Raw genomic sequence first — 24,893 nt, 5'->3', positions numbered from 1 at the left:
AACAATTCCCTACATATCGTAGTATTTTCTGCCTGCAACTGAGTTGGAGGCGTCTGTTAAGAGATGCATCTGTTCCAATGCTTTACCGGTTCCCAACGCCACACAGGTAGTGGGGTCGTCCGCAATGGTAGTTTTAATACCGGTATGCTCCATAATCAGCTGCGGGAATCCGCCAAGTAAGGCACCGCCACCTGTCATAATAATGCCGGTGGAAGCAATATCGCCCACTAATTCCGGCGGAGTTTTTTCTAAGGTCTGATGCACTGCTTCCACAATCTGCAATGCGGTATCAATCAAAGCACCGTATATCTCGGTGGAAGTCACCGTGAAGATTTTGGGAAGACCGGTTAAAAGGTTTCTTCCTTTCACTTCTGTCACCAATTCTTCCTCAGGCAATGTTACACAACCAACATTATATTTAATCTGCTCTGCGGTTCGTTCTCCGATTAACACGTTGTGTTCTTTTCGGATGTATTTGATAATGGCATCATCAAATTTGTCCCCCGCAATTTTAATAGAGGTAGAAACAACCACACCGCCCAGAGAAATCACGGCAATATCGGTGGTACCGCCGCCAATATCCACAATCATGGTTCCGTTGGGCTGGGAAATATCTATCCCTGTACCGATTGCCGCAGCAATGGGTTCTTCAATAATGTATGATTTTTTTGCACCTGCCTGAATGGCAGCATCTTTTACGGCACGTTCTTCCACGTCGGTAACACCGGAAGGAACACAAATCATAATGTTTGGTTTAAAAATACGGGAAATGCTGATTTTACTTAAAAATTTATTGAGCATCTGCTCGGTTACATCATAATCTGAAATAACCCCGTCACGAAGAGGACGTACAGCCACAATATTGCCGGGTGTTTTACCAATCATACGCTGCGCTTCATAGCCCACAGCAAACAGTTTTCCTGTCAGCTTATCTACCGCTGCCACGGAAGGCTCCTTCAGCACAATTCCTTTTCCTTTTACATAAATGAGAACGGTTGCCGTTCCCAAATCCACACCCACGTCCTGTCCAAATCCAAACATCGGGCACCATCCTTTCGTTTTTTATCAAACTGTATCAGCTTATAAAATTTCAGTATTCAGAATGCTTTTCCAAGCATTTTTCTATAAAAAATCTCCATTTTCTCATACATAATAATTATAGTACGAAATCCCCTGTTTGTCAACTATATTTCACGATTATTTCGCTATTTTATCATAATTTTTCCGTTTTCACAAGAAACTGCAGAAAGGTGTTTTTTTCTGCGGTTTCCCCCATTTTTTGAAATCTTGTCAAATACTCTTGCAAAATGAAAGAATTTATGCTAAAATGAGAATAGCAGAATGTTTTTTTACAATACAAATTCATAAAAACGGAGGTATATGATGAAACGTTTCCGATTAGTAAGCCTGTTTCTGGCAATCTTGCTTGCATTATCCGCAATAACAGCATCTGCCAAAAACATCAGCATCGGCTTAAAATTTGATACCACCTCACCCAAAGAAACCACCGTGCAAAATGCCAGCGGTTTCTACGTGTATGTAAACGATGACTATGTAATGGATTTATGGGCAGCCAAAGTGCTTGTCCGTTGGGGCAGCGACGGCAGCATTCAGTTATTGAATGCGGTAGACGGTTCTTTACTGCACACCCATTGGAATGGAACGACTCCGATCACTTTAACACCGGCAGATCAAAGCACCATACTAATCGGCGGCGCCGAATATCGCGGTTCTGCCAGATTCATACACACAAGTCAGGGGCTTACCGTTATCAATTATGTGGATTTGGAAGATTACTTAAAGGGGGTAGTCCCCGGAGAAATGCCGGCTTCCTGGCATAGCGAAGCATTAAAAGCCCAAGCTGTTTGCGCCAGAAACTACGCCCTTGCCAACTGGAACAAATATCAGAAATACGGTTTCAATTTAGATGACACCGTGCAAACTCAGGTGTATCGAGGTGTGCAGGCAGAGCATCCCCGCTCCAATGCAGCAGTAGAGGAAACCCAAGGTATCTTCTTAAAGTATAACGACCAGTATGCCAACACCTTCTTCTACTCTTCCTCCGGCGGATATACCGAATATTCGGAAAACGTATGGGGAACCCCCTTCCCTTACCTGGTTGGAGTAGAAGACCCTTATGATACTTCTCAGGAATGGATTGTACCGTTTACCCCCGAAGAAATCAAAGCGAAGCTGAAAGCAAAGGGTGTAAACATTGGTGATATCATTGATATCCAAGTTGTGGAAACTTCTCCCGCAGGTAGAAATATCAACGTAAAAATCGTGGGAACCGATGGTACTCACACATTACAGAAAGAACAAGCCCGCAATCTTTTCGGTCTGCGAAGCAACCTTTTCACCATTACCAAAAAAGGTCTTGACGCAGTTACCGTCTCCGTAGTAACCGCAACAGGTCTGGAGGAAAGACAAATTGACCAGCCCATTCTCACCTCCACCGGTATCGTAGAAGTGAACTCCGGCATACCCACCGAATATGTAATGAAAGGGACAGGCTTTGGTCACGGTGTTGGTATGAGCCAATACGGTGCAAAAGGAATGGCGGAAGCAGGTTACAATTTTGAACAGATTTTAACTCACTACTTCGTTGGTACCACCTTAGTATACGAACAATAAAAACAAAGAAAAGCACAAAAAAACTGTGGCATAATAGCATAACTATTTTGCCACAGTTTCTTTTTTTATACATTTTATAGCAAAAATAAACAGACAGATAACCAGTATTCCTGATAAAAAGCCAAGCATATCATAGGAAATATCATCCCAGCCATAACTTCGTCCCGGCACATACAACTGATGAATTTCGTCCCCCAAAGCAATCAAAAAGCCAATCACCAATACCATAGGAAAACGATACCATTTTTTCGGAAACGTGTTGAAAAACAAATACATCAGAATCCCCAGGGTAAAGAATAAAAGGGCATGCGCCCAGTGACGGAGCGTTTTTTGCGTGTGGACATGAAACGAATTTCGCTCGCCCAAACTTTTAGATTCATACCCCGGTGTGCTGACTTCTATCTGACGGGATATCGCGGTAGAGACCGCTGTGGATTCAGAACCATTCTGATGAGAAAAGAAAAATATCGTTGCCAAATTTAATATAATCAGAATCAATATAACTATTCGTTTTCTCATAGCAAATCCAGCTCCTTCAAAAACGCTGTTCTGCCTTTGGTTTTGTCAGAATAACGTTCCTGCTTCCCGAAAACATGCTTGGAAATTCTCACGATCCAAATAAAGGGAAGCATCCATCCGTGCTTTTGCAAAACAGGATACTCCTTATAAAGAAACGTTTTCTGCGGAAACAACCGATGCATCGTTTCCTTTTTGGCCATTTTTTTCTGATACTCGCTATAGTTCTTTTTATGATAATGTTCGTACCGGATTTTTGAATACGCCGTATACGCAGAAAGTTCTTCTTCTCGGTAACCGTTTTGGGCACAATAGTCCAAATCTGCCATAAATGTCTCTGCCAGTTTATCATAATCAGCAGAAGAATCAAGATTGGAAAAATCAAAATATAAAACACCGATGCGTTTCATGGTTTCATAAACAGCAGTATAACCCAACTGTTTCATCACCGCATCCACACGGACAAAGTCAATATCATCTGCATAATGAGAAAGATACAAAATAGCATCCCCCAACATCTTTAAATGAGAAATTCCGCTAATTAAATGCTTTAACACGTGAAGCACCATATTGATGGCACCGTCTGTGATACCCAAAGCTGTTACAGTATGTCCATTGCGTAAAGTCACCTGCCGTTTTTCTTCGGCAGCAAAGTCCAGATTATCATACCAAACTTCGGTTACCTCTTTGGTATCCAAAGCCACATGAATTTCAAATTTCCCTGCTTTTGGATGCACGCAGACAGACTGATTGTTGTTTTCGCTGCGCTGTTGGTATTCTCCTCCTGCTTCAGTGAAAGCAGCAAGCACTGCTTTTTCATCCTTGGGATCAATCAATAAATCAGTATCCCCTGACATTCTAAGAGCAGGGTCTGCATATAAATCGGAAATCAAATCTCCTTTTAAAGTAATGGGATTGGCAAAGGAAAGCTTTTCTTCCACAAAGCGGTACATCGCTTCCTGACGAAGCGTATATTCCATTACTTTCAGATGAATTTCCATCTGCCATTTGGGAAGATTTGTCACATCCGGAGCTAATCTTCCTGCCTGAGACAATTTTTTTAATACCGCAAACACAACCGTCCAGACACCCTGCATCCGAGCGATTTTTTCGATTGCATCAATCTCTGCTTTGGAATAAATGCGTTCTCCTTTTGGAAAAGCTCCTTTCATTCCCGCAGCATATAATTCAATTGTGTCACGATATGCTGTCTCTAACATCATAAGCTCCTTTTAAGAATTTGTTTTAGAAGTGGTTTTTTTCTGTTTTTTAATCACAGAACCAATCGCAGAAGAAAACAAGTTTTTTTCATATTTGTTCCAACCGAAAAGCCACATAATCACGCCATAAGATACCGCCAGACATACCACCTGAATCAAAAAGCTAATCCAACCGGAACCAACTGTAACGTAGTTGCCGATTAAGAATCCAATACCTAGCGTCAGAAGCAAGCCTATTGCCATCTTGCCGTGACATTCTTTGAAAAATTGAAAGACATTGATATTTAACTGTTTATAAAATACCACATTCATTAGAAGAGTTCTTACAAAATAAGCAATGCAAATAGATAAGGAACATCCAATTGCACCCCAGAAATGTCCAAATGCAAAGGACAGTATCAAATTGATTCCTGCCATAATGGTATACACAATTCCGGCACTTTTCACTTTATTCAAAACCACTACCGTGGTATTGGCAACCTGCTGTGGTAAATGAAACACAGCAGGCAAAACAAGAAGCACTGTGCAGAAATACACTACCTGATATCCGTCTCCCAGCCACACGTTAATAAAATTCTGACCGAGTGTTACAATTCCGATGATTAAAATACCGGCAATAGAAAGCACGATTCTGCCTACCTTAATCATCAGAGGAAGCACCGCTTCTCCGGTTGTCTGATCCAGGGTAGCACGGGAAATTTTCGGCATAAACATCCCGTTGATGGCCTGAGAAAATTTAAAAACATAGCCTTCCAATGTGGAAGCAAGTCCAAACATAGTAATTCCAACAGACCCACTGACTACACCCAACACAGTGGGTGTGATATTAAAAATAAAACGCTGAGCAATACTTTGCACCGTAGTCCAAAAGGAAAAACCGGTAATTTCCTTAAGCATTCCTTTATCGGAATAGCGAAAATTTACTTTGATTTTGGTGGTTTTACGAATCATCAACCATTTTACGCCAATGGTCAAAAGATTCATAATTGCGTGTACGCCAACCAAAGCATACAGCCCCATCCCAAACAAAAGTGCAATAATAGTCAGAAGAATGGTTACCACCTTGTTGAACACATCTGCCAATTTCAAGCGGGCAAACTGTTCGTGAGCAGTCATAATCCCATTTAACGTGATAAACGGAAAACAAAGTACCATAGAAGATGCCGCAATCAGGTACACCACTTTAAATGCGCCCAATTCCGATGGTGTCAGTTTTACATAAATCTGATTGATATTAAAAAATACCACAATCAGCACCGTACAAATCACCGCAGACACGATAATATACAGCTTGTATATCATTCCCAGGAAATTATTCATTCCCTGCTGGTCACCTTTTGCACGGTAATGAGACACAAATTTTGCCACTGCTGCACTCATACCAAAGTCCAGCATAAACATAGTAATTAAAGAAGTTGCCAGGGTATAGAGTCCGTAATCAGAGTCACCGATCTGACGGATAATCCAAGGTGTATAAATCAAACCTGCAACCACATCAAGCGCCAACGCAAGATAGGAAATAATAGCCCCTATCTTAATTTGCCGAGTGCTTTTTGCTTCAATATTAGTATCCAATTCAACGCCTCCGTAGCTTTTGTTCTCTGCTCATTTTTGAACTAGTCATTATTTTTTACGGCCTTTTTTGCCTCCAAAAAGTAATCGGCGAATCACCAATTCAACATAACCAAAAAAGCCCAACTTGAATTGTTTGGTCACCTTGTCATAATACATTCTATCCTCTACCACATACTTGGGATGTTTTAGAGGGAATTCAATTTCATATCTTTTGGTATCAAAGTATGCCCTGCTTTTTTTCGGCAAAACTCTAACATCATTTACGGAACGAACACCATTTCCGGTCATCCCGATATTAGTTATCATATTATATTTGGGAACAATACAAATCTGTTCATACAACGCGCAAGCCATAGCGCTCTGATAAGTCCAGGCAGTAAGTCTCTTTCCTTCGTCCAGCTGTTTTTTTCGTTCCATACCGCGCTGAGTTGCCCAATCATAGTACGGATATTTGCTTTCCACACATTTTAAGGCATACGGGTCGTCCAAGAAAGACATATGAAAATCTACGTTATCCCAGGTTCTTTTCCAGGTTGCCCAACCGCAACAGCAGGATCTTCCAAAAAAGTAACTGTAGGGAGTGTCTTCATAAACACCAAGATGATTCATGGCATTGATAGAATGAATCCGAACATCATCCTTATAGCGTTCCAATAATTCCTGACAGAACGGGAAGAACGCCTGAGAAGGAACACAATCATCTTCTAAAATAATCAAACGATCCACAGTCTCAAATGCCCATTCGATACCGCTGTACATTCTCATACCGCAACCCAAATTCACATCGGAATAGTTACGGTACACTTCACAATCCCAGGTAATATCCGAAACAATTTCCTTGCACTGCGCTACAGCTTCTTCATCTGCTTTATTTCCATCTCTCGGACCATCGCAAGCCAAAAACAATTTGGAAGGTTTCGCTTTTTTTACTGCTGCAAAAACTTCAGCTAAAGTGTCTGGTCTGTTGAAGAATATCATATAAACCGGAACATCTATTTTCCATTTTTCTTTTTCCATATTTTTCTTACCTCCTACGTCTAGCGTTTCCCTTTGGCCAAAAATTTGCCCAATTTATTCTTTAATAACGAAAGATAATTTTTCTTTTGTAAAAATTTTCCGATAGATTTTGCACACTGTTTTTCGTCATACGAATCCCAAAACAAATCATAATTCTCAGGTTTTTTTGCAGAACAAAACAGAGAACTGTTGCAGCCGGTTGCTTTTTTTGCGTCCACCTGCTGATATTTCGTGCAAGACAGCAAGTCGTTCACGGCATTCTGTCCTTTTTCACTCCGCACGATCACAAGGGAAGTTCCGCAATTGTTCTGCAGTTCGGGTGCAATATTTTCCACACCCCAAAAATCTCCTAAAATAATGTCACTTTCAATGTTATCTCCTTTGAAATGACAGTTAAAGCAGCTCTTTTCCAAGGTAATATTCTGCAAGAAACCACACATGTAAATATCTTGGTCTTTTGTTTTGAGATATTGTTTTCCGTTTGCAAATTGTATACAAATACTGTATTTTTTGTAACTTTCGCTTTTATCACGGAAATTTACAGCTATCACCTTACTCTGATAAGTTGTTTCCAGTTCTCTTAAATAATCTGCCCATACCTTTTGTTTGGGAGTTCCGTGGCAAATCACGGCTACAGTCAGTAAATTGTGGTAATCTTTTTTTAAAATTTTTTTCAGAGCGGAAATCTGGCAAGGTGTTCCGGAAAACAAAACCTCTCTTCCCTGCTCCAACAGGCTTTGCACCTTAGAGAGGGATTCGCTAAAATCGCTTCTAACATATTTGGAGCCCCGAAGTTTCCCCAATTCCTCACTATCGTTCACCGCGATATGTTTTACAGATTGAAAATCATCGCAAAAAGCGGCACCAAATACGGTTCCACCTTTTGTAATCACTGCTTCCGCAAGGAGCCCAAAAATACCTCCCGAGGAGCTTTTTTGTTGCAAGGATGTGTTATTTACATACATCCCATAGGATTCTATGAAATCAAATGTGTACTCCATACTATTTCCCTTATAAATATTTTTTTAAAAAGTTTTCAGAATGTGCTTTTCTCTCTTCGAAATCCTGATAAGAAACGTTATAATCCATTGGTTTTAATGCCAAAAGCTCACTTACTTTTACCTCTTTAGCATCCACAAAGCGGTCTTCTCTGCCAAGTAACTGCAAAAAGGAGGTGATTCTTGATTCCATGGTTCTCTCTGTATTTCGCGGAAAAACAATAAAATTTTTCCGAAAGAGAAACGAAAATGACATTGCATGAAAACTGTCCGTCAAAACATGCTCTGCATGTTTGATTAATGATAAAAATTGTCTCGGTCCCACATTTTTTATGGTTTGATCGGCCATCTTTTTAGAAGACATGGTTAAACCGTCAATCTGCACCGTAACCGTATTGGTTTGATTGGCAAATTCTTTCATTAAAGCTGCGTCCTTATTTTTATCATTTAAGAAATAACAAAAAACATAAGGCTTTTCAATCAGACGTTTGCAAGCCGCATCCTCCCACTCTGCTTGATCCAATAAAAACACCGGATCCAGAACCCACTCAATTTTTTTGTTGACACATTCTTCCAACAAGGCAACATCGTGGGATTCTCTTACCGAAATATCGGTAAAGGTGCTTAAATAATTCTGAAATACGGCTTGCTCTTCCCCCGTCAGCCGATCTCTGCTGATGCTGGCAGCATAAGAGAGCTTGGTTTTTTCGGGCGGAACAAAGCTAAGCAGATATTCCTTGCACATTGCCAAAGGATTCCACACCTGGTCGCTTCCTGTAATGAACACATCAAAATCGTTCACGATACTTTTAATGTTGTCGGGATTCACAACTGATGTATGGGGAATATCGTCCCGAAACTTTTGGATTATTTTGCTTTTTCGAGCATTCCCCGCAGAAAGCATTTTTAAAATTTTTGCCATGGTAGTTTTCACAGAAGTAACAATAGATTTCTTCGGTGCAAAAACACGGCTACCGCAAGCGTCAAAACTGATTTGCTTGGCATCAGCACCCAGTAAATTCAATTTTTTTGCCAAGGCATATGCCTGCAGAATCCCGCCGTAATTTTCGCTGTTGTGATACATCGTTATAATTCCGACACGTTTCATCATTTCATCACCTTTATATATTTTGGTTGCTACACTCTAAAAACTACTGTTTCAACACTTTGGCATAAATATCGCAAAGGATTTTTCCGTAATCGTGTTCTTTGTATTTTTCCTTTAAAAATGCCTCAGCACGTTTTCCCATTTCCACGGAAAACTCGGTATCACTAAATAAAGTCTTGATAAAATACGCTAAATGTTCGTATTCTTCATAACGGTACAAAAGGCCTGTTTCTTTATGGACAACCACCTCATAGATATCCCCTGCAAATGCAGATACCACAGGCATACCCATTGTCATTGCCTCTCGCAAAGTGGCAGATTCATTTTCAATCACAGAGGGCATAATAAACAGCTGGCTCTTTAGCATATACTCTGCCATTTGCTCAGAAGATAATGCCCCTAAAAATTCCACATTCTTTTCTAAACCGTATTTTTTAATTAGCTTTCTTAAATAGGTAATGTAGGTAGGTTCAAACAACCATTTTGGATTTCTGGAGGCAATGCTTCCGGGAATTCGCAAAAGAATATCCGGAAACTCATCCTTCAATAAAGCCACCGCTTCGATTGCCTGATGAAGCCCCTTGTAGGCAGTTCGCCCTGCTAAGCAAAATAAGCTGTGCGGTGTTACTTTATCCAGCTCCCAAGTGTTTTCAAAAAATACTTCCCGAATCGGAAGCTGGTCAAAATAAACGGGAAGCTGGGGCATTTTCATCTGATATTGCATCAGCGCCCATTCATTATCGGAAAAAATGGCTGCTGAGTCTTTTATCATTGCCAGCTCCATTTCTGCCTGTTTTTCCATAAAACGGGAATCTTTATCATATTTATTGGCTTTTAATCCGTCAAAAAATGACAGCTCTTGCTTCATTTTCCGAACAGGTAAATGACCGTTGGGGTATTTACTGATGGAGTTGATCGCTCCCTGAATCCGATACACAATGGGGATATTGCGGATTGCTCTTGCCAAATCATAACCAATGGAATACTCGGTTCCCCAAATATGAATTACATCAGGGTTGATTCGTTTAATTTCCGCAAGCCAAACATTCAACTTCGCTTTGGATGTGCTTTTCCCACGGGGACATCTGCCTAAATTCAGGCACACATATTCTACACCGTTTTCGTTTTTTCTGCGAGTTTCTTTGATTTTCGCAGTAGTCAGAACGGCGAGTTCCACATTAGAATCTGCTTCCAACAAGGAGTCCATCGCACCGTCAATCCAGGTTCCGCTTTGCGCGCAACCGAATCCCAATGCTTTGGATAATTGCCCCAAGGGTGCATACATAATCCATAAAACTTTCATATTCTTCCCCATCTTTTCTACATTATCATTCCTGCTTGAGCAGAACTTTTCGTAATTCTCTATCTTTTTCCTTACCTTTTAAATGGCCCAGATGCAAGGATTCTTGCTGAATTTTTTCAAAATATTCGTCCATCGGTTTAATGAATTTAGCAGGAACGCCGCCATACACTCCATTATCCGGCAAATCCTTACTAACAACAGAACCTGCAGCAATAATCACATTATTGCCGATGTGAACGCCGGGCATAATAATGCTGCGAGTACCAATAAATACATTGTCACCAACAGTAATCGGTTTGGTAATTTCCAAATCGGGAACCAAATGTCGGAACACCAACGTTCCGCCGTCGTGACAAACAAAAACAACCTCGTTGGTAATATGCACATTATCACCCAATGTAACACACCAAGGCTCGGTAGAAAACATTTTATAAGGATTTCCGTATATATAGGTTCTTCCTTTCATATTCACACCAATGTGCTTAGCATATCCAACGTGGTTTACCACGGCATAGATTTTATTGTATAATTTCGGTAACAAACCAAAAATCCGTTTTAACATATTGATACCTCATGCAACAAATTTTTTTACGAACCGTATACTTGCCAAAAGAAATAATAGGGCGCAATCCCCAAGCTGTGTGCTTTAAAGAACATATATCCCGGCAAAAGGATTGCAAAAGCAGACGCGATATATCGCGTATTTCTGTCTTCAATATCCGTAATAACATTTCCGAGCAGAATTACATTGAAAATATAAAAGTAATAACACATACGTCCAATCGCATTAGAAGAAAGACCTAACACCTGAATAATGGCGTAAGCGAAGGAACCTACAAAACAAAGAGACTGAAACTGGTCGTCTCGTTCATTTTTGATTTTCCTGCGTTCCCAGAAAAACAGACAAAACATCGGAATCAAAAGTGCCACCATTACCAACAACGGATTGATAGGATACTTATCACTAACCGCGCCGTAAATTTCATATTTTTCGGGCATAAAATATTCCAGAATCGGTGTAAAAATCGAGCGAAGAAAAATACTAGCTACTGATACACCTGCAAAAAACCATCCGCTGATCTTTTTAATTTTGAGATAGCGTGCAAAATAAAATACCAAAAAGAAAATTGCAGACTGATGGAAAGTAGATGCCAAAATGACCATCAATACAAACCGAACGGGCTTTTTCTCTAGAATATAATCAATTGCCAGCCAGCAGATACAGCAAGCAATTGACTGTCGAATTCCGGACATTGACATGGTAAACATTCCAATAGTAGCGTGCAAATAAAATCCCCAAAATGGGTTCTTGCTCCATTTTAAAATGAATTTAGAAATACAAATGGAAATAAATAGAGCATAAAGAATCAGGTATACTTGAAAAGGAATTTTCCACACATATAAAATCTTAGTGAAAAAGAGAAATCCAAGTTCTTCCTCACGCCATAGATCCCAATGCTTAAACACATCCCAGTCATAATATGCTGTCGAATGATATCTGCTCAGATAATGCTTGGTATCGACTCCGACACCATTGTGTCGGAAGCCCATAATCACAAACAAGGTGGTTCCGGCAAGCCACACGAAAATTTGTCTTCGCTTTTCCATACCTTCCTCTGAGATACCTTCGTTCCGATATAACAGGTAGTAAAACAGCACTACCCAAATAAGAATCATAAATACATAAGGCGTCATAAATTAACCTCTGTTACTAACATTTTCCTAATAATTTTAAAATGGTTACAAATTCTCACGATACCAATCTACCGCTAATTCAATACCGCTGGCAAAATCGTACTCAGGATGATAGCCCAACAATTTTCTCGCTTTTGTGATATCCGCATTGGAATGCTTGATATCCCCTGCTCTGTCGGGACCAAAATTTGGTTCAATATTTTTGCCTAATAATTCGCATAGTTTATAGTACAAGTCAATCAGGTATTCCTGACCGCCGTATGCCACGTTAAAGGCCTCACCTGCCGCTTCCGGACCGGATAACATTCCTTTTAAGTTGGCTTCGATTACATTTTCAATATAAGTAAAATCACGGGACTGTTTGCCGTCTCCGTTGATGGTAGGAGCCTCATCATTGAGCAGTGCCTTTACAAATTTCGGAATCACCGCTGCATAGTAGCCGTGAGGGTCCTGGCGGCGTCCAAACACGTTGAAATAACGGAAGCCAACCGTTTCCAGACCGTACAATTTGGTATAAAGTCTGCCGTATTCCTCATTGGTTTTTTTGGTCAGGGCATACGGAGATAAAACTTTGCCCACTCTGTCTTCGGTTTTGGGAAGATTTGGTTCGTCCCCGTATACAGAAGAACTGGAAGCATACACAAATTTTTTCACATGATTCTGACGTGCCGCTTCCATCATATTTAAGGTGCCGCCAATGTTGATATCTTCATACAACAACGGCATTTCAATACTTCTGGGAACACTTCCCCAGGCTGCCTGATGAGACACATAATCGATACCTTCGCAAGCTTTCATACAGGTATCTAAATCACGGATATCCCCTTCTAACAATTCAAAATTGGGATTGTCTAAAAAAGGCGCAATATTTTCCCGCTTACCGGTAGAAAAATCATCCAGGCAACGAACAAAAAATCCCATATTTAAAATGGCTTCACAAATGTTGGAACCGATAAAACCTGCTCCGCCGGTTACCAAAAAGCGAGAATTTTCAGGGAATTTCAAATCCTTGTAACCCATAATCTTACAATCTCCAATAGTTATAATCTAAGCTTTCTGCTTCTTTTCTGTTTAAAACGCCTTTGATGTCCACCAACACTTTTTTGTTGTTGGGCACATTTTTAAAGAGTTTATCAAAATCAGAAAGATTCATCTTCATAAATTCTTCGTGTCCCACAGCAATAATCAAGCAATCCACATCACGGATATCTTCTAAGGATGCAAATTCAATGCCGTATTCATGCAATGCTTCCCCTTTGTCTGCAACAGGATCATACACCATAGGAACCAAATCGTATTCCGCAAGTTCGTTGATAATATCAATCACACGGGTATTTCTGGTATCGGGGCAATTTTCCTTAAAGGTAAAGCCCAAAAGAGCCACTTTGGCGTGCTTGATGGAAACATCTGCACGGATTAAGTTTTTGATAATATTTTCTGCCACGTATTTTCCCATATCGTCATTGATGGTACGACCAGACAAAATAATTTTGCTGTGGTATCCAAGCTGTTCTGCCTTATAGGTGAGATAGTAGGGATCTACACCGATACAGTGACCGCCAACCAGACCGGGGAAGAATTTCAAGAAATTCCATTTAGTGCCGGCAGCTTCCAAAACAGCTTTGGTATCAATTCCCATTTTGTTAAAAATAATGGATAATTCATTCATAAACGCAATGTTGATATCACGCTGAGAGTTCTCAATAACTTTGGCTGCTTCTGCAACCTTGATACTTTCCGCACGGTGAACCCCTGCTTGTACCACCAGTTCATACACTTTAGCAACGGTATCCAAGGTTTCTTCATCCATACCGGAAACAATTTTTACAATAGTTTCCAGTCTGTGTACTTTATCACCGGGATTGATTCTCTCGGGAGAATATCCGATTTTAAAATCAACACCGCATTTTAAGCCACTTTCTTTCTCTAAAATCGGCACACAAATATCTTCGGTTACACCGGGATATACGGTGCTTTCAAACACTACCACAGAACCTTTGGTCAGATTCTGACCTAAAATTTTGCTGGCACCTTCCACGGGAGTTAAATCAGGCGTATGGTCTGAATTGACAGGCGTGGGTACCGCTACGATATGAAATTTTGCTTCCTGCAGTTTTTTGGGGTCGGAGGTAAATTCCACAGTGGATTCTTTAATGGCTGCATCTCCAACTTCTTTAGTGGGGTCAATTCCGTTTTGATACAATTGGATTTTCTTCTCATTTAGGTCAAATCCGATGACATCTACTTTTTTGGCAAAAGCAACTGCAATGGGCATTCCCACGTAGCCTAACCCAATTAAAGAAATTTTTTCCTGACGATTTACAATTTTTTCATACAAGTTCATTGTTCTTCCACCTTCCCGATTTCTCGTAAATAATAATCTATAATAATTTTGCGGTCATATTCCCGCTCCATTTTTAAACGTCCTAAAATGCCCATCTGCTTACGTTCCTCATAAGATAAACGGATAAACTTCCGAAGGGCTTCTTCTAATGCCGAAACACTTCTGGCTTCAAAGGTGTACCCGGTAATAGTATGATCAATAATTTCCATGCAGCCGGGAATTTTACTTGCAATACAAGGTCTTCCTGATGCCGCACTTTCTAACAGCACATTTGCCGTTCCTTCGTGATAAGACGGCAATACGGTTGCAGAATGGCTTACGATAAATTCCCGCACGTTTTTCTGCTGTCCTAACGCATTTACCACATTACCTTCGTTTAATTCATCAAAAGTATCCTGATATTCTTCTTCGCAAAAGCCCACTAAATCAAAGGTGATTTCAGGGTAATCCTTACGGATATTGCGTGCAGCTTGCACTAGCTCGCCTACACCTTTATCTCGCATCAGTCTACCGATAAACAAAAAGGACAGAGGATTATCGGAGGGAGGATATTTTTCGTAAGCATACTCTTTGATGTTGACGCCTGATCCGGGAAGCAATACGTGATTTTCGGCAATTGCTTTTTGTTCTTTAAAAAATTCTAAATTCTGACTGTTCTGGAAAAAGAGACAGCTTGCATATTTTGCGGATTGACGGTACATCATCATTAAAATTTTGGCAACTAATCCACCATTATGCACTGCAGAACCTAATCCCGTGATGTTGGAAAGGTAAGGCACCTTTGCCATACGGCAGGCAAGTCCGCCGTAAATATTGGGCTTGATGGTGTAGGTTAAAACCACATCAGGTTGCAATTGCTTTAAGATTTTCCGGTAAGCAAAAAATAATTTTAAATCAGCAACAGGATTCATACCCCGTCTGTCCACGGGAGTTTCAATATAATGACATCCCATCTCTTCCATATCCTTTACTCTGGGACCCTGCGGCAAACTGATATGCACTTCGTATCCCTTTGACAAAAGCTTTTCCAACAATTCTTTTCTGAAATTGTAAAGCCCCATATCCAGATTGGCAAGAATCAGAATCTTTTTCATAGGCTATTTCACCTTTCTTGCAGGAACTCCCACATAAGTTCCCCCTTCGGTAATATTTTTTACCACCACGGCACCTGCACCAACTACCACCTCGGCACAAATGTCTGTGTTATTTTTCACCTTGGCACCAATTCCCACATGGGTTCTTTCCCCAATGGTTACTGTGCCTGCTAACGCCGCTGCCGGCGAAATATGCACATAATCAGAAATCACATTGTCGTGCTCCACCACGGATGCAGTATTTACGATACAGTGCTTCCCGATTTTTGCGTCAGAATTCACCACCGCATTTGTCATCACGCAGGTGCCTTCACCAATCGTAACGCCCTCAGCAATTACCGCTGCGGGATGAATGGCAGTATAGAAGGTAACGTCCCTCATTTGCTCGGCAATCTTTTGGCGAATGCCATTGTTACCAATCGCAATGATAAATTCTTTGTCCCGATATTCATGATAAGAATCGGTCTTTCCTAAAATAAAAGCATCGAAAAATTCGGTTCCAGCCTCCTTAGAATCATCCAGAAAGCCAACTAAATTGTCTCCCGATTTTCTTACAATATCGGCAATCACTTTGGCGTGACCGCCTGCACCAATGATAATCACATCTTTATGCATCTTGCTTACTTCCTTTAAAGGGTTCCATCGTAGCGGAACCATCCTGATTGATACCTTCCTGTTTGGCAAAAGCTTTCCACACGGTTTGGAAAATGATTTTCACATCACCTATGAAGGTTACGTGATTCACATATTCCACATCCAGCTTAAATTTTTCTTCCCAGGTAATAGCGTTTCTGCCGTTGACCTGCGCTAAACCTGATAAACCGGGCCGCACATCATGACGGTGTTTCTGCTCTTCGTTATACAACGGCAGATACTGCACCAGTAAAGGTCTTGGTCCGATGATAGACATATCCCCTTTTAAGATGTTGATAGCTTCCGGCAATTCGTCTAAACTGGTGGCACGGAGGAACTTCCCGAATTTGGTAAGGCGCACTTCGTCAGGCAACAGGTTTCCGTTTTCGTCACGCTTGTCCGTCATCGTGCGGAATTTATAAAGTTTAAAAATCTTTTCATCTTTCCCGGGACGCTCCTGTTTGAAAAAAACAGGTCTTCCCAAAAAGATTGCCACTAAAATGGCAATGATAATGTATAGCCAGGAAAACACTACAAGCGCCAACAGGGAACAAATAATATCGAAAAAACGTTTTCCGAATTTACGGTACATTTTTTTACTCCTTTTTGCTCGTTTAGAATTGAGCTTTGATAATATCGATTACGCGATTCTGCTGTTCTTTTGACATTTTGGTATCAGAAGGCAAGCAGATGCCGGTTTCAAAAATACCTTTGGAAACATCTCCATCGTGCATAAAGTAGTCGCACTCTGCATAGAACGGTTGCAGATGCATGGGTTTCCAGATGGGACGGGATTCAATATTTTCTGCTTCCAGTGCTTCCATCAGTTTTACAGGGTCAGTGCCACGGACTGTCATACAAGAGAGCCAGAAATTGGGAACACCGTAATCACAAACAGGCATCATATCCACGGGCAAATCTGAAAATGCATCCCGATAAGTATGATAAATTTCAGTTTTCTTGGCAACACGGTCATCCAAAGCAGTCAACTGACCTCTGCCAATCCCTGCACAAATATTAGACATTCTGTAATTAAAACCAAGTTCGGTATGCTGATAGTGTCGGGCAGGGTCACGGGACTGGGTAATCCATTTCAGGATTTTTTCCTTTTCTTCTTTGGTTTTGCAAAGAAGCATTCCGCCGCCGGAAGTGGTAATAATTTTATTGCCATTGAAAGACAGCACTCCAAAATCACCAATGGTACCGGTCATTTGTCCTTTATAAGTGGCACCTAAGCTTTCTGCAGCGTCTTCCACAATGGGAACGTTATGTTCTTTTGCCAGTTTTAAAATTTCATCGTAGTCAGCAGACTGACCGTATAAATTCACAACCACAATGGCTTTCGGGTTGGGATATTTCTCAAAAGCTTTTTTTAAAGCCGCAGGTGACATATTCCAGCTATTGGGCTCACTATCAATAAACACGGGGGTGCCGCCCTCATACACAATGGGATTACAGCTTGCCGCAAAGGTCATAGATGTGCAGAATACCACGTCCCCTCTGCCCACGCCTAAATAACGAAGTGCCATATGTAAAGCCGCAGTTCCTGCAGACATGGCAATTGCTTGATCAGCACCGGTTTTTTTGCACATTTCATTTTCAAATTCAGTCACATTTTTTCCCAAAGGAGCAATCCAGTTGGTTTCAAATGCTTCGTTGATATATGCCATTTCCTTTCCACACATATGAGGGGAAGATAAATAAATTCGTTCACCCATGGAAAACTGCACCTCCAAAAGTCTAAAAAAAGATATACTTTAACTACAATATTATAACACACTAATTATAAAATGGCAAGTGATTTTCTCAATTTTCTACGGTTTTTTCGCGGAAAAATTCCTTTTTTCAAACGTTTTTTGCCACAAAAAAAAGAGAAAAGTCGCCCTTTCTCTTTTTTGAATGATAATTATTGATATTTTGCAATCATTTCTGCTTTTTTGATGCTTTTTTGTGATTGATAAGTTTGGCGAATCTGACCAATCAGACCGGTATCTCCGCCAATACGAACCAATTCCGTCTGCAATTCTGAAAGAAGCGATTCCATCTGAGCATCGCATTGTCCTTCCAGGCTATTTCCGATTCCGATATATTTGGAAATTGCTCCCTGTTTGGAGATTTCGCCTCTTTTATATTCTCTCCAGCCCTGCACAACCAAACCGTCTAACTGCCCCACATAACCGGAACGCAACACATAAATCTGCGCAATAATTTCATCTACTCGGGAAGGTGCAGAGTTTGCAGCATTCTGACCGGATGTGTTGGTGGCAACTTCTTCGGAACTTGCGGAATTTCCGCTGTTGGAAGGTGCGTTATCAACAGTTGTGTTTTCGCCACCTGAAGCTTCGGTACCGTTTGCCAATTGAGTTGTGTCGGCAGTTTGGGTATCCCCTGAATTTCCCGACTGTTCGGTTCCTTCTGATGCAGTTTCTCCCTCCACCAAAGATGGTTCCACAGGAACTGCTTTTTTGGTTTTTTCATCCCAACGTTTTTCTCCGATTAAAATTGCAACAGCGTCTTCTTGAGAAAGCTTCCCTGTTTGCAAATGTTTTTCCGCTTCTTCGGGCAATCTGGTAATATCCACACCGGAAACTTCCTCGCACATTTCCTGCAAAGCACTTTCGTTTTTCATTTGCATCTCAGAAAGCTGCTTTGAAGTGTATTTTGTAGCATAATGGATTGCCATAATATTATTCCATTGCCACTTTGCCAAAATGACAAGTCCAATGGCAAGAATCAATAAAATCACCAGCAGAATCCAAGGCCACTTTTTTCGTTTTTTGGCTGTTTTCTGATGATTGTTGTTCAGCTCATTCTGCTGATTTTTTTCTGTCTTTTGTTTTTTGTTTTTCATACAAATTCCTCGCTTCTTGCAGAGATCACATCACTGCTTAGGTACCCAGATATGAGAAATGCATATAATCTTTCGGATTAGACCAGGAATCTCCGCCCCAAGTAAATCCGTACTTTTCAAAAGCGTTGATTACATCACCATAAGGGGTAATGGAATAGGGATTTTCATAAGGTTTCCAGAAACTTCCGATGGTGGTTCCATCCTTATAAATACAATAGTTTTCATTGGCATTGATATCAATGGCAGTTCCCCAGTTATGCTCGCTTCTGCCGCCACGCCAAGCATAAGCACCCAAATCTTTTATGGGGAATTTTTCAGTGCCGTTAAAGATTTCCGTAAACACCTTAACAACCTGATCTGCAATCGCCCAATGAACTGTCAGTTGTGCAGAAGATTCATATTTACTGCCATCTGAACGCATTTTCCAAATTGGAACGGTAACCTTAGCCTGCAAGCCTGCTGCTTCTGTCTGAGTGGTAGGCAAAGCACTCGAAATCGTTTCCATAGCCGGTGTATATATCTGAGGAATATAGATGCTTCTTTCCAAGGTCTGTCCTGCCGCTGTCAAGCTAATCTGATAGGTGCGGTTAGGATAAAAATACAACGGATGGTCAAACCGATCCACATATCGGTACTGGTAGGGACCGTTGGGCGGAATATCCCCTTCATAACGGGAATTTCTCTGTTCTGTAATGGTTAAAACATATTCAGTTCCCGGTGCTAAACGGCTCCAGGTAATGGTATGCTCACCCGATTTCCAATCATTGGTCACATTCCATGTCAATTTACTGTTCACCGCAGTTGCAGTTCCATTGACGTGAAGATTCAAAGAACGCATCAACAGAACGATAGCTTCTTCTTTGGAAACACTATTGCCACCACGGAAACTACCATCATCATAACCGGTGATAACACCTTCAACATACGCCTTTTCCACATAAGGTTTTGCCCATTCGGAAACCGCATAAAAATCAGTGAAAGGGTTTTCATACCAAGCGGGTAATACCAGTTCTTCCCCACTGCAAACTGACTGTAACATTAAAATAATTTTTGCAATCTGCTCTCTGGTAACCGCAGTGTGGGGAGAAAACTTACCGTCACCAACACCATTCATAATACCTAAACGGTATAATGTGTCCGCATCTTTAGAGGCATCCGAAAAAACACTTTGTCCGTTTTTGGGTACAGATTTTCCGGTTGCATTTTCATAAGCACGAACCAAAACGGATGCAAGTTCACCTCTTAACATGGGGGTGCGATAATCATAAAACCCATCCTGCGTTAACACTCCGCTGTTTTTCGCGTCAAGAAGAGCTTCCTCAGCCCAACCGCTGTAAGAAGCGTTGGCAACCATCCCAAAAGCTACAGAAAATGCAAGTATCATCGCCAATAAAAGTGTTGTTTTACGTTTCATGAATCTTACTCCTCAGTCACATTTTTTACAAAGTCTTCTCCGTAAGCTTCGAATAAGAAATAATCTCCGTCGGTTCGTCCCACAAAAATATAGAGGGTAACTTCGTCATCAACCAGTTCAGGATTTGCTTCCAACGATAAATCGTTAAATTCATAACTTGCTCTGGCTTTCACCACAGTATATTCCGTCAATTTCGCTGTCCCTGCCAAAGTTGCAACTTCTTCACAAAAAGCATACTCAAAATCAAAAAACTCTTCAATGGGAACAATTTCCATTTCATGAAGCGTCAGAGTCTTGTAGAATAGTCCGTTAGCATCTGCATCCACTACTGACTGCATTTTTCGTTTTAAATCAGATCCAACAATATGATTTACAAGATACTCATAATCCCCGGTACCGATAGCATAAAAATATTCATACGCCATCAATTCAGCTGGATTGGAAACCACATCTTCAAACAAAAAATGACGCTCCGGTAACTCAATATCGGTTTCCACTGCATAATTAGCATCAGTTGATGCTCCGTTCACATAAGTCAATGCCATATAGTTCACAATATCCTCTTGAGGAAGTTTTTCCTCTTCCTCTTCTGACACCGGCTCAGAATTCTGAGCTTGACAAGCAGTCAGACAAAGAGTCGTTGCTAAAAACAACAACAATAACTTTTTCATTTTCTTCATAATAAATCTCCTAATTTATCGTAAAATATAAATGATGTCTTCCTTACAAATGTTTCAACACTTTTTATATTGTATCACAATTTAAAAAATCTGTCAATAAAAAGACGGCAATCCTCTTTTTGGGAATTGCCGTCTGAATTGATAAAAAGAAATTAAATCGCTTCCACACCAAACATTGCTACGCCGAATGCTGCTTCTTCAGTGTGGTCGGGAATGGTTAATTTCATCTCGAATACTTCTTCAATCACCTGTCTTAAAACAGGATTTTTCCGCACACCGTTTCCCGATGCAACCAATTTTTTTACCCCTTCGTGAGGCATCTTTTGATACAATTGATACAGTTCTTCTGCCATCCCTGTCAAAAGACCTGCCGCAAAGGATTCGGGGGTAAAATTGTCTTCTCCGATGTTTGTAATTGCACCACGAAGGTTGGAATTTTCACGGGTTCCTGCAAAGGTGGTGGAAATATTCACGATATTTCCCGATGCGAGACCTTCCTTTGCCAAAGAATTGATCACATCATAATACGGCTTGTTCTCCAATCCGCATTTGGTAGCAAACTGGCGGAAAAATTTCTCCAACAAAGCATAAGAACGGCCACCGCACAAACAAGAACCGCTGTATAACAAAGAATTCCCGTCATAAGGACGCGCTTCCACCAATAAACTTTCTTCTTCGGGAATTTGATCCGATAACAAAGAAACCTGGCTCCCTGTTCCAATGTTTACTAAAAGGGTTTTATCCGGATCACTGACGGAGCCCATAAATGCCGCCTGATTATCTCCGATTGCCACCGCAACGGGTATTTTTTGATATTCTCCCACCACAGTTTTCTCTGAAGTTACAAGGGGTAAAACCCCTTTGGGAATCCCTGCCTTCTCTAATAAATTGGCATCGAAGTCGTTTAGAGAAGTACTGAAAAATCCCCAGGATGCAGCATTGGTAATATGCATCACAGGGCGGGATAATCCACACAGCTTCATGGTGATAAAATCCATAATGGTGCCGGTTACATAGGGGAGGGTCGGCACCTTATTTGTTTGAATCAAATGATATAATGTAGCAAGTCCGTATCCTGCAGGCACACGGGTTTTCGTCAGTTTTTCCAGTTGTTCGCAGGAAGAATTGTCTCCCAAACTTGCCTGCATATCCTGCCAGGTATATAAGGGAGATAACGCTTCTCCATCAGGGGAAATCAAAAGAATTCCGTGCATTTGCCCGGTCACACCGATAGAGGTAACGGAATAGTTTGATAAAATATCGTCTAAAAGTTCTTTTACAATCTCCCAGATGCGATTGGGTGACTGAATAAACTCGCCGGGGTGATCCGAAAGGATTTTGGAATCATTTTCCACGTTATAAATCTGCTGAACGGTTCGCTCTTTGGCATCCAGCACAATCGCACTGACGGTGGTGGTTCCGATATCAAGCCCCACCGCAATTTTTTGATTATTCATTTCTAAAAACTCCCGATTATCTCATAAATAATTCCAAATGAGAAGGCAATGCAAAAGGTAAGGATTTCGGCTCGGTAAGATAATAAAATGCCACCGAGGTAAAATCGTCATATCTGGGGGAATGAACCGGCGGTTCATAAATGCCGTCATCAATGGTCATACGGAAAGATTTGTCAAAACATACGGGATCCTTATCATGCCAACGGTACAACAAGAATCGCTGCTGCACGTTATATTTTTCACGGTTGTCCCCCAAAATGGCATACAATCCTGCATACAAACCGCTATAGGTCTGATACCATTCTGGAACGGTGTCGTTACCGAATGCATAGGAACCGCAAAAATAGTCCTCGGTACCTGTATAGTTAATGGAAGGATAAGTTTCCCCGTCGATATACATCTTCGGTTCCCCTTCACACCAACACCAGCTGGTGCCGTTCACGCCAACTGCAAAAAACATACCCGCAAAGTATCCTTTGCCCTCCACGTTGTCCAAAACGGTATAAGCACGGCCTTTCTGCACGGGATGTTCGTGACGGTACACAGCGTGAAAATATCCTGAGTCTTCTGGGATTTCCCCGTAATAACCGGACACTGCGTAGAATAGATTAACATCTTTGGTACCACGGTTTTCGATGGTGATTTTGCAGTGTTTCCGGAAGGGCATTTCCCAATAACAGTTGTAACCGCGAGTGGGTGCCAGAAGCACCTTGGAAGAATTTAACGTAATAATTTTATGATCTCTGTCCACTCTCACATAAGCCTCATCATAGGGATATCCGAAAAAGGCGGAAGCAGGCGCTTCCACCGAAGGAAACTCGGCATCATCCCAATACATACGGATAATAGACTCGTGACCCAGCAGTCCGCCTAACCAGATATGTGTAATCATACCGGGACCCTCGGCATCTACAATTGTCATGGTTTCCCCGGGTTGCAGTTGAAAACAGGGATTTAATTTTTCGCAGTCACCACCGCGAGTACCGCCGTTACGGGCACCGGTTGGATTTTCCGCAGTAAATGTAAAACTAACACGATTTGAAGGAATTCTGGACATTTCTTTCATCTCCTAATATCAAATTTCTATCAGAAAAACATTGCTGTCAAAACTCTGGTTACAGTGTAGCATAAATTCCAATAATTTGCAAGTAATATTTTGAGAAAAACCAAAACTCCTCATATTTTCTTGACATTTTCTCACGCTTGTTTTATAATAGCAATGAGAAAATTCAAAATGTATTCGGGAGGAAGCTCAGTATGGAACTTACCAATCAAAAAATTGTGTTTTTAGGCGACAGCATCACCGAAGGAATCGGTGTGGCAGACCCAAAAAATATTTACTGGAGACGTTTGGAACAGGACGGCTGTAAGGTGTACGGCTACGGTGTCAGCGGCACCAGAATTGCGCCCCAGGCCACTTTAAGAGTTGACCCAAGAATTGATGATGACTATTTTGCTACCCGTATTCCCAACATGGAAGCAGATGCCGATGTGGTAGTGATTTTTGGTGGCACCAATGACTATGGTCACGGTGATGCTGCACTGGGCTCTATGGATGACCGCACAGTTGACACCTTCTACGGCGCATATCACGATTTGTGCATCAAAATCCGTGAAAAATATCCCAATGCTGCCGTTGTAGTAATGACTCCCCTGCACCGTGATAACGAACACATGGTATATAACGGATTCCACGTTCGCACCGCAGCTTGTTTGGAAACTTATGTGAATATCATTAAAGAAGTGGCAGAATATCATAAGCTGTCTGTGTTGGATTTATATCACGATTGTGACATTAACCCCAACCTGGCAAGCCACAAAGAAAACTATGTACCGGACGGATTACATCCCAATGATGCAGGGCATGAAATCCTTTATAACACCTTAAAAACATTTTTAAAAAATCTGTAATTCTATGAAAAAAAACTCCGAATCATCGGAGGTTTTTTGTTATACTTTTTTATAGTCTCTGTATTAGATGAGTATTGGTGAACAAAAAATATACAAGTTTATAAATATTTATGCCTAACAGTTTTGCTGATTTTATCTTTGATTAGTGACAAATGAGTAAAAGTATGTTATAATATAGTTACTTAATAAGAAACAGACAAATTAGAATTTATCGAATGTCAGTCAATTTTTTTTTGCAAAAGGTATTGACTCTCACGCTCCGTCATAGTGTATACTCTGTTTTGGGAGGTGACAAAATTGAGAATGCAGATTAAGGAATTTGCCGAGTTTACAGGTGTAAGTGTGCGCACACTTCATTATTACGATGAAATAGGATTGTTGATGCCTGCCTATGTGGATAGGTTTACAGGCTATCGTTATTACGACGAAAATTCCCTTCTTCG

Annotated in this window: 24 protein-coding genes; 3 read left to right on the top strand and 21 right to left on the bottom strand. The window is 41.0% G+C overall.

The genetic code is table 11. From position 1 onward, the window contains the following. Positions 1–9: 9 nt before the first annotated feature. Positions 10–1,041 (bottom strand): MreB/Mrl family cell shape determining protein, encoded by a 1,032-nt coding sequence (locus E7413_03595; GenBank protein ID MBE7018945.1) that lies wholly within the window; start codon positions 1,039–1,041, stop codon positions 10–12. A 339-nt stretch (positions 1,042–1,380) separates the two neighbouring features. Here E7413_03595 and E7413_03590 point away from each other — a divergent pair, with 339 nt between their 5' ends. Beyond that, positions 1,381–2,634 (top strand): SpoIID/LytB domain-containing protein, encoded by a 1,254-nt coding sequence (locus E7413_03590; GenBank protein ID MBE7018944.1) that lies wholly within the window; start codon positions 1,381–1,383, stop codon positions 2,632–2,634. Between the two features lie 42 nt (positions 2,635–2,676). Here the strand turns inward: E7413_03590 and E7413_03585 are convergent, their stop codons facing one another. The 20 genes from E7413_03585 to E7413_03490 form a co-directional block, all read right to left on the bottom strand. After that, on the bottom strand, positions 2,677–3,153 hold the full coding sequence (locus E7413_03585; protein ID MBE7018943.1) for a VanZ family protein: 477 nt from the start codon (positions 3,151–3,153) through the stop codon (positions 2,677–2,679). Beyond that, on the bottom strand, positions 3,150–4,373 hold the full coding sequence (locus tag E7413_03580) for a hypothetical protein (GenBank protein MBE7018942.1): 1,224 nt from the start codon (positions 4,371–4,373) through the stop codon (positions 3,150–3,152). Before E7413_03580 ends, E7413_03585 begins: the two co-directional genes overlap by 4 nt. Before the next feature lie 9 nt (positions 4,374–4,382). Beyond that, complete coding sequence (locus E7413_03575; GenBank protein MBE7018941.1) at positions 4,383–5,945, bottom strand: hypothetical protein; 1,563 nt, start codon at positions 5,943–5,945, stop codon at positions 4,383–4,385. Between the two features lie 48 nt (positions 5,946–5,993). After that, entirely contained in the window at positions 5,994–6,962 is a 969-nt protein-coding gene (locus E7413_03570; GenBank protein ID MBE7018940.1) for a glycosyltransferase family 2 protein, read from the bottom strand. Between the two features lie 20 nt (positions 6,963–6,982). Further along, positions 6,983–7,963: a hypothetical protein gene (locus E7413_03565; protein ID MBE7018939.1), complete on the bottom strand. Its 981-nt coding sequence runs from the start codon at positions 7,961–7,963 to the stop codon at positions 6,983–6,985. Between the two features lie 10 nt (positions 7,964–7,973). Next, positions 7,974–9,071 carry a polysaccharide pyruvyl transferase family protein gene (locus E7413_03560; GenBank protein MBE7018938.1) on the bottom strand — a complete coding sequence of 366 codons (1,098 nt, stop codon included), beginning with the start codon at positions 9,069–9,071 and terminating at the stop codon, positions 7,974–7,976. A 40-nt stretch (positions 9,072–9,111) separates the two neighbouring features. After that, on the bottom strand, positions 9,112–10,383 hold the full coding sequence (locus E7413_03555) for a glycosyltransferase (GenBank protein MBE7018937.1): 1,272 nt from the start codon (positions 10,381–10,383) through the stop codon (positions 9,112–9,114). Between the two features lie 13 nt (positions 10,384–10,396). Further along, positions 10,397–10,837: an acyltransferase gene (locus tag E7413_03550; protein ID MBE7018936.1), complete on the bottom strand. Its 441-nt coding sequence runs from the start codon at positions 10,835–10,837 to the stop codon at positions 10,397–10,399. A gap of 122 nt (positions 10,838–10,959) precedes the next feature. Continuing rightward, on the bottom strand, positions 10,960–12,066 hold the full coding sequence (locus E7413_03545) for an EpsG family protein (protein ID MBE7018935.1): 1,107 nt from the start codon (positions 12,064–12,066) through the stop codon (positions 10,960–10,962). A 45-nt stretch (positions 12,067–12,111) separates the two neighbouring features. Next, positions 12,112–13,086, bottom strand: coding sequence for an SDR family oxidoreductase (locus E7413_03540; GenBank protein MBE7018934.1), 975 nt, complete (start codon positions 13,084–13,086; stop codon positions 12,112–12,114). 4 nt (positions 13,087–13,090) lie between these two features. Next, positions 13,091–14,410: a nucleotide sugar dehydrogenase gene (locus E7413_03535; protein ID MBE7018933.1), complete on the bottom strand. Its 1,320-nt coding sequence runs from the start codon at positions 14,408–14,410 to the stop codon at positions 13,091–13,093. Then, a complete protein-coding gene (locus tag E7413_03530; protein ID MBE7018932.1) occupies positions 14,407–15,504 on the bottom strand; it encodes a glycosyltransferase family 4 protein in 1,098 nt (365 codons plus the stop codon). Before E7413_03530 ends, E7413_03535 begins: the two co-directional genes overlap by 4 nt. A 3-nt stretch (positions 15,505–15,507) precedes the next feature. Further along, positions 15,508–16,119, bottom strand: coding sequence for an acetyltransferase (locus E7413_03525; protein ID MBE7018931.1), 612 nt, complete (start codon positions 16,117–16,119; stop codon positions 15,508–15,510). Further along, positions 16,112–16,729, bottom strand: coding sequence for a sugar transferase (locus tag E7413_03520; protein MBE7018930.1), 618 nt, complete (start codon positions 16,727–16,729; stop codon positions 16,112–16,114). The genes E7413_03525 and E7413_03520 overlap by 8 nt, the downstream gene beginning before the upstream one ends. 22 nt (positions 16,730–16,751) lie before the next feature. Continuing rightward, complete coding sequence (locus E7413_03515; GenBank protein ID MBE7018929.1) at positions 16,752–17,855, bottom strand: DegT/DnrJ/EryC1/StrS family aminotransferase; 1,104 nt, start codon at positions 17,853–17,855, stop codon at positions 16,752–16,754. A 188-nt stretch (positions 17,856–18,043) separates the two neighbouring features. Further along, positions 18,044–18,988 (bottom strand): hypothetical protein, encoded by a 945-nt coding sequence (locus E7413_03510; GenBank protein MBE7018928.1) that lies wholly within the window; start codon positions 18,986–18,988, stop codon positions 18,044–18,046. 37 nt (positions 18,989–19,025) lie between these two features. Continuing rightward, positions 19,026–20,402: a hypothetical protein gene (locus E7413_03505; GenBank protein MBE7018927.1), complete on the bottom strand. Its 1,377-nt coding sequence runs from the start codon at positions 20,400–20,402 to the stop codon at positions 19,026–19,028. A 5-nt stretch (positions 20,403–20,407) separates the two neighbouring features. Then, positions 20,408–21,082: a hypothetical protein gene (locus E7413_03500; protein MBE7018926.1), complete on the bottom strand. Its 675-nt coding sequence runs from the start codon at positions 21,080–21,082 to the stop codon at positions 20,408–20,410. A gap of 152 nt (positions 21,083–21,234) precedes the next feature. Beyond that, positions 21,235–22,539 carry a hypothetical protein gene (locus tag E7413_03495; protein MBE7018925.1) on the bottom strand — a complete coding sequence of 435 codons (1,305 nt, stop codon included), beginning with the start codon at positions 22,537–22,539 and terminating at the stop codon, positions 21,235–21,237. Between the two features lie 16 nt (positions 22,540–22,555). Beyond that, positions 22,556–23,596: a DUF2961 domain-containing protein gene (locus E7413_03490; protein MBE7018924.1), complete on the bottom strand. Its 1,041-nt coding sequence runs from the start codon at positions 23,594–23,596 to the stop codon at positions 22,556–22,558. Between the two features lie 200 nt (positions 23,597–23,796). On the opposite strand from E7413_03490, the gene E7413_03485 reads away from it, so the two are divergent. Then, positions 23,797–24,450 carry an SGNH/GDSL hydrolase family protein gene (locus E7413_03485; GenBank protein ID MBE7018923.1) on the top strand — a complete coding sequence of 218 codons (654 nt, stop codon included), beginning with the start codon at positions 23,797–23,799 and terminating at the stop codon, positions 24,448–24,450. Positions 24,451–24,753: 303 nt separating this feature from the next. Next, on the top strand, positions 24,754–24,893 hold a 140-nt coding region (locus E7413_03480), incomplete at its 3' end, for a MerR family DNA-binding transcriptional regulator (GenBank protein MBE7018922.1).

It is taken from the genome of Oscillospiraceae bacterium (genome assembly GCA_015068645.1).
Lineage (GTDB): Bacteria > Bacillota > Clostridia > UMGS1840 > UMGS1840 > SIG452.
The sequence above is the reverse complement of the archived record's forward strand: the minus strand, read 5'-3'. Positions and strand labels throughout refer to the sequence as shown.